General features: G+C 56.1%; 5 protein-coding genes, 1 tRNA gene and 1 pseudogene. All 7 read right to left on the reverse strand.

Annotated features, from left to right (window positions below; genetic code table 11):
• Positions 1 to 56 precede the first annotated feature (56 nt).
• Entirely contained in the window at positions 57 to 1,265 is a 1,209-nt protein-coding gene (locus tag HUW35_RS17170) for an RtcB family protein (RefSeq protein ID WP_181253445.1), read from the reverse strand.
• A gap of 314 nt (positions 1,266 to 1,579) precedes the next feature.
• On the reverse strand, positions 1,580 to 1,870 hold the full coding sequence (locus tag HUW35_RS17175) for a hypothetical protein (protein WP_181253446.1): 291 nt from the start codon (positions 1,868 to 1,870) through the stop codon (positions 1,580 to 1,582).
• 17 nt (positions 1,871 to 1,887) lie between these two features.
• Positions 1,888 to 1,965, reverse strand: a tRNA-Gln gene (locus HUW35_RS17180).
• Positions 1,966 to 3,006: 1,041 nt separating this feature from the next.
• Positions 3,007 to 3,660: a hypothetical protein gene (locus HUW35_RS17185; RefSeq protein ID WP_181253447.1), complete on the reverse strand. Its 654-nt coding sequence runs from the start codon at positions 3,658 to 3,660 to the stop codon at positions 3,007 to 3,009.
• A 61-nt stretch (positions 3,661 to 3,721) separates the two neighbouring features.
• Entirely contained in the window at positions 3,722 to 7,078 is a 3,357-nt protein-coding gene (locus HUW35_RS17190) for a hypothetical protein (protein WP_181253448.1), read from the reverse strand.
• 62 nt (positions 7,079 to 7,140) lie between these two features.
• The gene (locus HUW35_RS18925; protein ID WP_255463362.1) at positions 7,141 to 9,651 is read right to left on the reverse strand and encodes a fibronectin type III domain-containing protein; all 2,511 of its coding nucleotides are present in this window, start codon (positions 9,649 to 9,651) and stop codon (positions 7,141 to 7,143) included.
• A gap of 3,888 nt (positions 9,652 to 13,539) precedes the next feature.
• Positions 13,540 to 14,094: pseudogene (locus HUW35_RS19020) on the reverse strand (LamG domain-containing protein); the annotation flags it as partial.
• Between the last annotated feature and the right edge of the window lie 104 nt (positions 14,095 to 14,198).

Genomic DNA, 14,198 nt, shown 5'->3' on the forward strand with positions numbered 1-14,198 from the left:
TGATAGAAATTTTCCGCTCAGATTTTCTCTTCAATAAACTCTCCTTAAATCCATCTTCAGCCCTTGATACAGATCACCTGTTTCAGAGTGTGTACCACATCCACCAAGTCGCGCTGGTTCTCCATGACCTGATCGATATCTTTATAGGCCGCAGGAATCTCGTCGATCACGCCCTTGTCCTTGCGGCACTGCACACCGCGGGTCTGGGCCTCCAGATCGTCGCGGGTAAAGCGCTTGCGCGCCGCAGTACGGCTCATGCGTCGCCCTGCCCCGTGGGCACAGGAGCAGAAAGATTCCGCATTGCCGAGGCCACGCACGATATAGGAGCGCGCGCCCATGGACCCGGGAATAATACCCAGCTGGTCTTTCTGCGCGCTGATCGCCCCTTTCCGGGTAACGAATACATCGCGACCAAAGTGCTGCTCCCGCACCACATAGTTGTGGTGACAGTTGATCGCCTCGGACTCCAGCGTAAACGGCGGCAGCTCTTGCTGCAGCACACCGACAACCAGCTTCATCATCTCCTGCCGGTTCACCCGCGCGTATTCCTGGGCCCAGTGCACGGCTTCGATATAGTCATCGAAGTGTCCATTGCCTTCACTGAAGTACGCCAGGTCGCGGTCCGGAAGATTATGCATATGCCCTTCCATATCCCGCTTGGCCAACTGGATAAAGTGTTGCCCGATGGCATTGCCGATACCCCGGCTACCGGAGTGCAACATGATCCATACCCGGTTGTTCTCATCGAGACAGATCTCGATAAAGTGGTTGCCCCCGCCCAGGGTACCCAGCTGGGTGACCCAGGTTTCCTGCGGACTGCGCAGCTTTTTCAGCAGCTGCGGGTGCTTCGCGAACAACAGATCCGCCCCGGATGCCAGCTTCCTGGCCGCCGCCTCCCGGGCACTCACCCGCTTGTGACGACCAAACCCCACCGGCACGCGACGCTCGATGGCATCCCGCAGTGGCTTTAGGTTATCCGGCAGCTGATTGGCATGCAGGGAGGTGCGCACCGCATTCATACCACAGCCGATATCGACTCCCACCGCCGCCGGAATAATCGCGCCCACCGTCGGGATAACAGACCCCACGGTGGCACCAATTCCCATATGCACATCCGGCATCGCCGCCACATGGGAGTGAATGATGGGCAGTTGGGCAATGTTTTTAAGTTGTTGCAATGCGGCGTTTTCCACGTCCTGCGTGTAAATCTTTACCGGCACCGTGCCGGCGCTCGCATTGCTGTTGAGTAACATTTTTACAGGCATAACTCGTCCCTGGATTTCTCCACGTAGTTTTTCAATTACCTTTCAGAATAGCCGGGAAGAAAAATAAAAAGCCCCGGCAATAGCCAGGGCTTCAGAGAGATCTGGCTTGAAAGGCGGTATCACCTTTCAAGCGCGAGCACATGAAAGGCCGTTCAGTAAGAACTTGGTTTGTAACTCCGATTTAGCATTTCATGGCTCCTGTTCTGTGTGTGAATGAATTGCTGCAAAGGATATTGTCTTAATTTTCTGTGTCAACTGTTTCTGACTTATTTAAGCAGGGCTTTACCTTGTCCGCCCATTGCGCTACCGGCGCTTTACATTTTCATAAATGTCACACGATCGGCCGTGCGATACCCACGGGCGAGCAGGTAATGCATCGCCAGCTGTCGCTCCATGGGCGCCACCTGATTGATGACCACCTGCATCGGCAAGCGGTGACGGCCATTGCACCACGCCAGAAACCCAATCAGGTTCTCGCGGCTGGGCGCCGGCTGTATCACCTGCAGGATGGAAATCGGGTATTCGCGCATAAAGCGCTTTGCGTTCACATAATTCGTTACAGAAAGGCCCGCACCGTGGTCACGTGCACCGATAATCAAGCGCATAAAGGCACCTCGCTATGTGGTGATCCCGGCCGGGTCTGAACCGGTAACCACAAGCCTCAAACGCCTGCACCCTGGTCCTGTCGAGCTACGGAATCCTATTAAATAAAAAGGCGATTACAGCGTGGAACCGTCGGGGCACTCACTCCGCACCCAGATCGGGACCTGCCTGGCACGCTGCCACCACTAGAGCAGGCAATCCTAATCGCCAGATCCGCGTTGAAGAGACGCGGCCCTCTATCTGGTTGGTGACATAGACATGGCTACCGCCATAAAAAAACCCGGATGGCGGAATTCGCCAACCGGGTTTTCTCACACGCAGTGTTCAAAAGTCCGATTGGCACGCAGCCGACCGGACAGGCCGAACTACGTTTTCATGTACTCACCAAAATTTTCATCTGCATGTATCTGCAGATCCAACGACGGCCAACGCAAGGCGCTCCTCAGCAAGGCACAGGCACCCCGCTCGCACCCAATGCTCTTGGGTGTGCCGATCGCGGCCTTATGGCGGTTGAGGTTTAACATTTCAGTTACCTATCGTTGGTGCCGTAGTGCGGCACAAGTGCTCTCAAAAAATTCAGCGAACTTACTCATCAAATTCTTATTTAAAACTATCACGAAAAACTCTATTTGCAAGATTAAAATTTATATTTTTCCTATATTTTTCAATGACTTACACATATTCCAGGCGATCGATTACCTACCGTGAATTCGGCATAAAAAGCTGGGTATGGAAACCGGTCGCAGCGCAAATTCATACGCTTAGTGCTTTCTCGTATTCAATCTTTTGCTCATCGTCCTTCCTTGTGATCTATCAGAAATGGCCTCGAAATGAAGTCCCACAAACAGTTCCTGGGCACACTCATCAGCCACAATCCGGAGAGACCGGAAATAAAAAACCCCCGGAGGCGAACCTGCGGGGGCTGTTGAAGGCCGTTTCCGAAAGGCTCGCGCCTCCCGGGTCTCAGGAGGCAGTCAGGACAGATTTTTCTCCACATGAACAAACCACGCCCGCGTCCCCTGTGGGGCGGCGCAATCGGTGTGGTTTGAAACACTTGGTAATCTAGTCACGTAGGTCTCCTGAACTATTGATGAATTTTAGACCGCAAAGTGCAGCTTGCAATATTCAATGTTACCACTCAAGGGGCAATTGTGTTGTCCTTGTTACAACTGCCATCCGCACAGGGTGGCGGCTCACAGCGCAGCGTTTCTACGCCGCCACCGATCGGCGAGTAACCTCCGCCGTAGCCACCACCACTGCCGACGCCTCCGCCGTAGTAGTAACTGCTACCACCGCCAGTACTACAGGAACCATACGAAGCCGTCGCCCAGCGCGTCGAGGTACCACCCGGTACAACCTGCCCATTCGCACACTGGCTCTGGTAACTCACCTGGTACTGGAAGCTGTAACTGCCACAGCCAGCACCGGTGGCATCACCCTCTTCACTCGGGTTGAAGTCTCTAAGCGCGGTGATCCGGTACGGGATGTACACCACATCCCCTGCTTCCAGGGTGTCCGGTACTTCGGCGAGGAACTCGAACGCGACGACGTCGTTGCCCGTGGGCAGTTTGTTGCTGACGTTGTCGGCGCGGATCAGGCCGTAGTTGGTGAGGCTCAGTTCTCCGGTAAACACGTCGCCCTTTTGCATGTCGGGCAGGGTGATGCTGAGCGGATCGAGCATCACCACGGCGACCGGAACCTGGGTTTCGAAGGTGGCTTCGAGTTTGATCTCGTAGCGGTCTTGCAGGTTGATCTCGTTCACTTGCCATTCGACGTTGATGATCTGGTTCATCAGGAACACGTCTTCGGCGACGGTGATGCCGGGTTTGACCCACAGGCGGCCGGAGACGCTTTCATGATCGAAGGCGGTAACCCGGTAGCTGTAGCGGCCGGCGGGCAGGTTCGAGCAGGGCTTCGCCGTTGGCGTCGCTGTTGATGGTGCGGGTTTCCGACAGGACCTGTTCGTTCTGCAGTTCGATCTTGGCACCTTGCAGGCCGGGGATGAGCTGGTTGTTTTCTCCCAGGGTGGCGGTGTAGATGTCGCTGATATGGAAGAAGGCGTCGCCCATTTCGGAGGTGACGACGGCGATGTAGACGGGCACGCTGAAGCGGTGGCCGCCGTCGCCGCTGATCTGCAGTTTGAAGCTGTAGTTGCCCTGGGCAACACCGGTGCCCGGGGCGACGCTCAGGCTGAGGTCGCGGCTGTCGCCGATGCCGAGGTCGCCGAGGCTGGTGGTGCCGTTGAGGCTGAGCCAGCCGGGGGCGGGATTGCCTTCGTCGTCGACCAGTTCGAGGCTGGCATTGCGCAGGACGTCGAAGCCGGTGTTGCTGAGGGTGAAGGTCTCTGTGGCGCTGTCACCCAGCAGTACACCGGTGTCGATGAACGACGGCTTGGCGGTGATCACCGGGCGGCTTTCCGAGAGGGTGTACTCGACAGCGATGTTTTCCAGCACCTGTTCGCTACCGTTGACGTCGGCGAGGACCTGGAAGTACAGGAAGCCGTTTTCCGGGGCGAGGTTGTCGCCACTCACGGTGAGGTTGATGACGCCTTTGACCTGGGGAGCCAGGTTGATGACGGCACCGAGATCCAGGTGGATGCCTCCGGGGATCTGTACTTGCTCGTCACCGGGGGCGGCGACGGAGACCAGGCGCACGTTGGCGAGGTCACTGCCATAACCGGCTTTGACGGTGACGGGGACGACCTGGTTGTAGTTGCGCGGTACGCGGATGTTGACCTGGGTCGGGGTCACTGCGGAGGTAAGTACGCTGAACGCGCCCTGGTTGGGTCGCGCGAGGCTGTCCGGGTGGATGACGGAGACGCGCCAGGTACCGCTCTGCCCTTGCGGGTCGAAGGTGTAGCTGAAGCGGCCGTCGCTGCCGGCGATGACGGAGGCCTGGCGTTCGAAGCCGCGCAGTTCCATGACCAGGGTCAGCGGGACATTGCCGGTGGCGGTGTCGCTGTCCCGGTCGATGGCCTGGCCGGTGAAGGTGACGGTGTCTTCGGCGGTGTAGATCTCCGCAGGGGCGACGCTATCCAGGGTGCCGTAGTAGGCGGTCTCCTGCAGGGAGGCCTGGGTGCGGGTGCCGTTGCCGTCGATGATCACTTCGGTGGTTTTGCCGGTGTGATAACGGAAGTGGTCTACCTCCAGGGCGACGGTGACGAGATCCGGGGCCGCTGCCGGTACCGGGACTTCGATCCAGTCGGAGACGAAGCTTTCTCCCGGTTGCAGCCGGGCGACGGTTGCTCCGCTGGCGACGGTGATGACGTCGCCGGTGTACTGCTGCACGTCTTGCAGGGTGAGCAGGTTGCCGTCGGCGTCTTCGAGGCGGATGCGGATCTCATCAGACGCGGTCTTGCCGTTGTTGCGGGCCATCAGTAGTTCAGTCTCAACCAAGGAGGTGTTCTCCAGGGTGAAGCGGAACTTGCCAAGGCCACCGCGATAGACGGTGTCGGACTCCAGCGACAGGCGCAGGGCGGCGTCGCCGACCATGACCTGATCCTGGGCGTGGATGAACACGGTCTCACCGGGCAGCGGCGACTGCTCGAGGCGCAGCTGGATATCGCTGAGGGTATCCAGTTTGGCGTAGCCGCCGATAACGATGGGCACTTCGACGATGCCGCCGGCGGCGACACTGAAGCTGGCGGACTGGTGTTCGCGATTGGTGCCGTTGTCGCTGACGGTGGCGAACAGCTTGAGACCGGCAACATCGGCGCTGCCACGGTTCTGTACGCGGAAGCGCACTTCATTCATAACGCCGCGTTCCAGTACGGACTGGCCGTCGGCCGGTTCGATCACGGCGACGGAGAGTGCGGGCAGCAGCAGGCTGTGGCCGATGCTGGTGGCACCCTGGTCGTCTTCGGCGATGACGGTGTAACGGCGTTCGGCGGTGACGCCCTGGGCACCGGCAGTGAAGCCTTCATCCACGAAGGTGGTGGGGTTGCTGCTGTGGGGGATCAGTGCGCTGGTGATCTCCTGCAGGTTCTCTGCCCCCTCACCCACTTCTCCGGTGCCGCCTACATAGACCCGGTAGCCGGCAATGGCGGCACCGCTGTGCTGCCACTGCAGTTGCGGGCTGCCGTCGGCATTGATGGTGATGCTGAGGTCGCTCACCGGCAGCAGGCCGAAGTTGAGGTAGGCGGTGTCGCTGGGCGCGGACTCGTTGCCGGCTTCGTCCAGTGCGGTAATCGCATAGGCGTGCTGGCTCTCACTGGGGTTGGCATCCAGGGCGATGGGCTCGGGGATACCAGTCTGCAGCGGGATAACGTTCTGCAGTTCTTCCGCGGTGACGTTCACCCCTTCCCCAACACCGAGGCGGTAGAGGTTGTAGGTGAGTGCGGCGCCCTCTTCTGTATTGCCTTCGGCGTCTACGCTGGGTGCACTCCAGGTGGCAACGATGCCGGCACCGTTCAGCTCCAGGGCCAGGTCAGCCGGCGCGGCCGGGGCGATGCTGTCGGCGCTGACCGCGACCGGTGCACTCAGGGCACTGACGGCGATCTGGTCGTTACTGCGGCGCTCACTGGCGATGGCGTAGTAGTACTGGCCATCGCTGGGAAGCTGGTCTGTGGTCTGGGTCTCGGACAGGCGCGCCAGTTCGGTGAACTCGGTGTCACTCTCGGCGCGGCGGTACAGGACGTAACGTGCCTCTTCGACCGGATCCCACTCGAGGGCAACGCCGGCGTTGGGCTGGGCCACCGCCTTGAGGTTCTGCGGGATGTCCAGCGGTGGCAGGTCGCCCTGGTACACCTGGAAGGCATTGCGCACGCGCACTTTGTTGCCGAGGTTATCCAGATCGTCGGCGGCCTGATAGCTGAAGCTGAGGCTTTCCACACTGGGGTTACCCGCGTCGTCCTGGCCGGCGCTGGTGGGTAGCGTGAAGCTGCCCACCCACAGGGGCTCGCCTTCGAGGGACTGGGCATCGCGGGTCAGGCTGATGCCGGTGCTGTACTCGGCGATGGCGATGTTGTCGAGCTGCGGGATCAGCGTGGGCTGGGCGCCGGGCTTCACTTCATCGTTCAGTTTGGCGACCACTTCCACCAGCAACCCATTCTGTTCATCCACCTGCAGGGGTTCACCGGGGTTGAGGGTCAGTGCGATCACTTCCGGTCCCTTGGCGTCGATCAACAGGGTGCCGCCCTGTTCGATGGTGGTGCCGCGGTTGCCGACGTCGTCGTGGGCGGACATCACGGCATACGCGGTGCCCGAGAGCATGCCGGGCTCGATGACGAAGCTGCCGGTATACAGGGTGTCGTCACTGTAGTCTTTGCTCAGCTCTACCGTGAGCGGGACTCCGCCTTCCGGTACCAGGGCAAAGTAGGGTTGGTTGCGCAGGGCTCATCGAACTGCACTTCGAGTTCAACGGTGCCCGGAGCGTGGCGGCCGGTGGCCGTATCCACTATGCCATTGGACTGATAAGTGATGTTCAGGGCGTGGGGGCCTTCGCTGTCAGCAATGGCTTCAACCACGCTGGACAGGGCACTTTCCGTGGCGGCTTCGTTGACGGCGGTAACGGCATAGAAGTAATGCCCGTCTTCCGCCGGCAGGTCGCTGAACCTGGGTTCGCTCAGCAGCTGGCTGTTGAGCTTCTGCGCCTGCTGCGGGTTGCCGAAGGTGGCTACTGCACGATACACGTTGTAGCCAGTAATGGTGTTGTTGGCATCGCTGCTTTCCACCAGATCCCAGGACAGGGAGATCTGTCCCAGCTCCCGCTCGATGGCGGCCAGGTTGGCCGGCGCATCCGGGATCGAGGTGTTGAGCTCGATGGTGCGCGCGGCACTGTGCGGGCCGAAGCCACCACTGCGGTTGGGATACTCCGCCGCGGCGGTGATGCTGTTCGCACCCTCTTCCAGGGTTACCTCGATCTGGAACTTGCCATAGCTGTTCACCAACTGCAGGTCCGCGGCGGGAGTGCCATCGCGATACAGCTGCACCTGGGTGCCCTTCTCCGCATTACCCTGGATCAGAACCAGCGGCTGGTTGCTGATGCTGCCGTCCACCGGGGCGGTGATCTGCGGGGCGGCCGGTGGCGCCAGCAGTACCTCGAAGGTGTACTGGCCGATGGTGCTGTTTTCCCACACATCGAAGACTTTAACCGTGAGGGCGTGATCGCCATCGGTCAGCGTCTGCAATGTGAGGTTGCGACCGAAGGCACCATTGCTGGCGGCGTACTCGGTGCCGAGCAAGGTACCGTCCACGAAGAACTCGACGCGGGCAATGTCCGAGTCATCGCTGGCGGTGATCTCGAAGCGACCGTCCTGGGACAGCTGCGGTGCGGCGGCCAGGTCGAACTGGTCACTACCCTGCTGGTAGTGCGCGGCCTCGATCACCGGACCTTCGGTATCGGCTACCGGGGTAACAGCCACCGGGGTGACCTGCGGATCGCTGCCACCGGAGAGGTTGATCGCCGTTACTGCCACGTAATAGGTGGTGCCGTTCTTCAGGCCGGCCAGGGACCAGGTGTGCTCGCTGTCCGCAGCGCTGCCTTTGCTCTGGACCTTCTTCGCCTGCAGGCCCTCCACCGAACTGAAGTTGGCCTCCTGCACATACACGGCGTAGTTCTTCAGCAGGTTGTAAGGAGCAACGCTGGACCAGGTAATGGCGGCCTGGCTGCTCTTCGGTTCTGCGGTAACGGTGGCCGGGTTCGGCAACAGGGTGGTGCCGGCATCGGTCACACCGTTAGAGGTATTACCGGCGGCATCGTAAGCGTACACGCGGATCGGATACGAGGTGGCCGGGTTGAGACCGGAGACCTGGTACTGTACCACGGCCGCGGGATCGGACAGGGATGCCAGCGGGATATCATCGATACGCCCGTCAGCGTCATCCACGAACGCCACTTTATAACCGGCCAGATCACCATCGCTGTTGGCAGATGGGTTCCAGCGCAGGGACAGGCTATCTGCGCCCGGCTCTACAATCAGGTTGGCGATCTCATCCGGCGCCTGCACATCTACCGGCACCGCAGAGGCAGACACAACCGCGGGGTTAAACAACGCCTGGGTGTCGTAGGCGACCACGGCAAAGTGCGCTTCGGTGGCGCGCGGCAAACCCTCCACACGGAACTGCTTGGTGCCCTGCCCCACTACGGCTACCGGGGTTTTACCCGCGATATCGGTAAAAGCGGACGCACTCTGATAGATACGGTACTCGTCGATATCGTTGCCGTTGGTGAACTCGTCGTAACTACTCCAATCCAGCAACAGGTCCGTACCGCGGCCATTGGGATCGATCGACAGCGCGACCTGCCCCGGCGGGTTGTTATCGTAGCGGATCGAGGCGGAAGTGGGCGCACTCTCGTTACCCGCCGCATCGCGCACCACAAACTCGATGGTGTTATCGCCCTGCAACAGCGCCACCTGTTTACTCCAGGTGGTCGCCGCCGACTCAATCACTTCGAGACTGCCATTAACCAGTACCGCACTGCCGGCTTCTTTAGAACCGCTGAAGGCCTGGGCATTAACAGTAGTAATAGACGGATACTCGCCCAGCACCGTGGGTGCCGGTGGGGTGTAATCCAGTACGAAGTTATAGGTCTTCTGGGTGGACAGGTTGCCGAGCTTGTCCGCGATGCGGGCAACGATCTGGTACTCGCCGTCTAGGAATGGGGCATCCGGGGTGAATTGCACCTGGCCTTCGTAGAGGGCGACGGAGCCGGACAGGGCTACGCCGTTGCGTTTTACGGTCAGGGTGCTGGCTTCGAGGTCTATGCCGCTGCCAGTTTCGGTAACTACCAAGGCGACAACCACCGGCGCTACATTGTATAGGCCGTTCGGATACGCGCTCACAATTTCTGGGGCTGTACTATCAATATCAAAAAGTACGGTAACCGACTCAGATACATTACCACTTAAATCTACAGCGGTAACTGAAATCGAGGAACTCCCCTCTGCCACCCGATAAGTCCCCGACCAACTACCACTGCCAATAGAAATAAATTCAAAACCATCAATCCAAATAGCCGAATTTTCCTCACGCTCACCAGACAATACGACGTCGCGCGAATTAAAAATGTTTACTTCAGGCGACACCAACTGATCAATAACAGGCTCAGCGGGAACCGTTGTATCGACCGTAAAGGTAAAAGTGTATTTATCGTCTATTGGCTCAAGTTCAATACCGTCTTGGTCTTGATCCATACCCAAGCCATTGCTCCCAAAAATATTGGGCCCAATGGTAAATGTATAGGCACCTTCCAATAAAGGCTCTCCCAGAAGGACCTTGAACTGTGAGATGCTGATAGGGTCAATGCCGATAATAGGCACCGAAAAACCTGAACTATCCAGGACCTCAAAATCATCGACGCCTACTGAACTAAAATCGATTCCCGATCCAAACCTGACGCCAAAAGAATCCAGATTACGATTTACATTGGTGCCAATATCCAGCGACCGAACAACTGGCGCCGAAGACAAAATATACACACTGCCATCTTGTCCACCTTTAGCGGAGCTATTAGCGGAACCACCACTAGCGGAAATCAAACCAAGATCAAAGTCCTCATTTACACCGTAATACAGTGCAATGCAACCGCCGCCACCACCATAATAACTAGAACTATTACCGCCATCACCGCCATTCGCAGCGATATATCCTGCTCCAGACAAAGTATTCGTAGTAATCCATATAGAACCACCACTTGGGCCACCATATGAAACTGGAGTTTGCCCGCTAGCAACTATCGCACCATCGATAGCCGCCTCGCCTACAACCAATTTAACAGAGCCACCACCACGTACCGACGCCGAGCGGGAACTGCCAAAATTAGTAGGTTCTTCGATATTTTCATAAATTGGTGGGTTATCCCAACCTCCACCGGCACCACAGTTACTCGCGCCATAGTAGTCGCTAAATGAAGATCCAAAACCGCGACCAGTCACATCAATTTTTGAATCCGCATCTATATTTAACTGGTTAACGATCCAATTAAGCCCTATGAACGGTTCTTCCACATCTTGCTCAACTGGTTCGTGCTGCAACACCCCCCCTTCTACAAGCGATACATTTTCCCAAGCCTCACTAGGCTTAGATTTAGGAGCCGCATAAAAGCTTAATACCCCGCCGACACCATTTCCATCAACAATTAAATTACGCCCAACAGCTTCATCACCGTTATTTAAAGAGGCGACATCCAAAACAGCATCAGCTAGTACAACTTCTAGCGTTGTATTATTTTTAATAGGCCCGCGTAGAAGTGACTTCTCATCATCTTCTGGCGTCCCAAGAATACGAACAATCGACTCCCCTGAAGTGATATCTTTCCAGTAAATAGTACCTGCACCGCCTGTGGGCTTACTTGAACTGTAGGATGCACCGCCTATTGCAGAAACATTATCCAGACTAAACCCGTTATTAGCCGCATAATAGACGGCTATTCGGCCACCGGCGCCACCTTGATAACTGGTGCTTCCACCACTTGCTCCACCCTTTGCCGAAATAACACCAGTACCCGACAAAGTGTTTACAATCAACCAAATGGACCCACCACTGGCACCGCCGTAAGAACTGGGCTTCTGACCATCCGCGATTATTGTCCCATCAATAACAGCCTCTACCGCCTGAATTTTAATCGCGCCGCCACCCCGCACGGTGGCGCGTGACGAACTACCGAGGCTAGTCGGTTCCTCGAAACTACCATAAGTAGAATCACTACTTCTTCCAGCTCCAGCCCCCCCATGGCTAGCACCAAGGTAACTATTAACAGTGGTAGTGAGACCTCGTCCGGTGATATCGATTTTTGAGTTTGCATCTATGCTCAACTGCCCAACAACCCAGTCAAGCCCAATGTAAGGTCCGCTCTCATCTGGGTTTACAACCTCATGCGTCAAGTTTCCACCATTAAATATGGTGACACTTTCCCATGACTCAGCGGGATGTGATAAAGGAGACGGGAAAAGGCTCAAAGTACCAGCATCTATGATGACATTCCGTCCTGTCGCTTCACTGCTATTATCTATAGAAGCCTTATCCAGAGCCACATCGGCCAATACAACCTCTAACGTCGTATTGTTTTTTATGGGGCCGCGCAGAAGCGACTTCTCATCATCTTCTGGCGTCCCGAGAATACGAACAATCGACTCCCCTGAAGTGATATCTTTCCAGTAAATAGTACCTGCACCGCCTGTGGGCTTACTTGAACTGTAGGATGCACCGCCTATTGCAGAAACATTATCCAGACTAAACCCGTTATTAGCCGCATAATAGACGGCTATTCGGCCACCGGCGCCACCTTGATAACTGGTGCTTCCACCACTTGCTCCACCCTTTGCCGAAATAACACCAGTACCTGACAAAGTGTTTACAATCAACCAAATGGACCCGCCACTGGCACCGCCGTATGAACTGGGCTTCTGACCATCCGCGATTATTGTCCCATCAATAACAGCCTCTACCGCCTGAATTTTAATCGCGCCGCCACCCCGCACGGTGGCGCGTGACGAACTACCGAGGCTAGTCGGTTCCTCGAAACTACCATAAGTAGAATCACTACTTCTTCCAGCTCCAGCCCCCCCATGGCTAGCACCAAGGTAACTATTAACAGTGGTAGTGAGACCTCGTCCGGTGATATCGATTTTTGAGTTTGCATCTATGCTCAACTGCCCAACAACCCAGTCAAGCCCAATGTAAGGTCCGCTCTCATCTGGGTTTACAACCTCATGCGTCAAGTTTCCACCATTAAATATGGTGACACTTTCCCATGACTCAGCGGGATGTGATAAAGGAGACGGGAAAAGGCTCAAAGTACCAGCATCTATGATGACATTCCGTCCTGTCGCTTCACTGCTATTATCTATAGAAGCCTTATCCAGAGCCACATCGGCCAATACAACCTCTAACGTCGTATTGTTTTTTATGGGGCCGCGCAGAAGCGACTTCTCATCATCTTCTGGCGTCCCGAGAATACGAACAATCGACTCCCCTGAAGTGATATCTTTCCAGTAAATAGTACCTGCACCGCCTGTGGGCTTACTTGAACTGTAGGATGCACCGCCTATTGCAGCGACATTATCCAGGCTAAACCCGTTATTAGCCGTATAATAGACGGCTATTCGGCCTCCAGCCCCACCGTAATAGCTAGAACTATTACCGCTCGGCCCTCCATTTGCGGACAAAGAGCCAGTGCCCGACAGGGTATTCACCAGTAGCCATATCGAACCACCACTAGCACCACCATATGAAGTCGGCTTCTCACCATTTGCGACAATAGCACCATCGATAACTGCCTCATCCGCTTGCAGCTTAACTACTCCGCCACCTCTCACTGCACTATTAGATGAACGCCCGAAACTGGTCGGCTCTTCGAAACTACCATAGGTAGAGTCAGCCTTTCTCCCACCGCCAGCACCACCGTGACTAGCGCCATAAGAAGTACTACTTGAAGTAGCCAGCCCTCTGCCAGACACATCGATCACCGAGCCGGAAGATAGTCTGAAAAACTCTTCAACATGAAGATCTAACCCGACCTCGGCAGAGTGAGTTACCTTACCTCCATTCACTATCTCCAGTCGCTTGAATTTATGAGTCCCATCCATGGTTACTACAGCACCATCAACGACGATCTCTGCTCCTTCGTACTCCATATCCGATGAAGAAATATGAAAGTCCTCGGAAAAAACTACCGGCTCAGGGGAAGGCCCGGATGCACCTGTAGCGTATTGCGCAGAAAGTTCCTCCGCTGAAAGCACGCGATCATAAATTACGGCATCTGCAAATTGTCCGTTTAGACGACTAACTTCCCAACCTTCAGCGCCCACATTGAAGTTCGTCTCTGACGAGGCAATAAAATGATTGGAATCCTGGTCGATAAGCACCCCGTTCCTATACAGCTTTGCTTCGTTTGCATCTGCGGTAACAGCCAGATAGTTCCAGACACCAGGCACAACGGGTTGATTATCGGAAAGTAGTACGGCACCACTATCACTTAGAAACGTAAAATGATTGGCTTTCTGCTGGGCACCCGATTCAAAACCCTTATCAACACCTGCCACATAAAGACTAAAAGGGGTATCCTCGAGAGCTTCCGCGCCCTGGTGAAAGATAACTTGCCTCCCCCCCAAGGACTCGACTTTCACCCAAATACCAAATGAGAAAACACTTTCAAACGGGTGTACGTCAGAATCAAAATAGAATGAATCATATAGATCATTCGTGGAGGCGGCGTATTTTATATTTAACCCGGTATCAACCCGAACAGTCAGATCATTTTCATATAGGCGCGGAAGGTTACCCATAACCTCCTGATAGCTAGAGGTTTCAGTTGGCCAATACGCAATTGGACCAGAAGAAACTATCAAATCCCGATATGGATCCGACCCTTGAGCAAGAGCAAAGCAAC

This window comes from Microbulbifer sp. YPW1, from assembly GCF_013367775.1.
In the GTDB taxonomy this organism is placed as follows: Bacteria; Pseudomonadota; Gammaproteobacteria; order Pseudomonadales; family Cellvibrionaceae; genus Microbulbifer.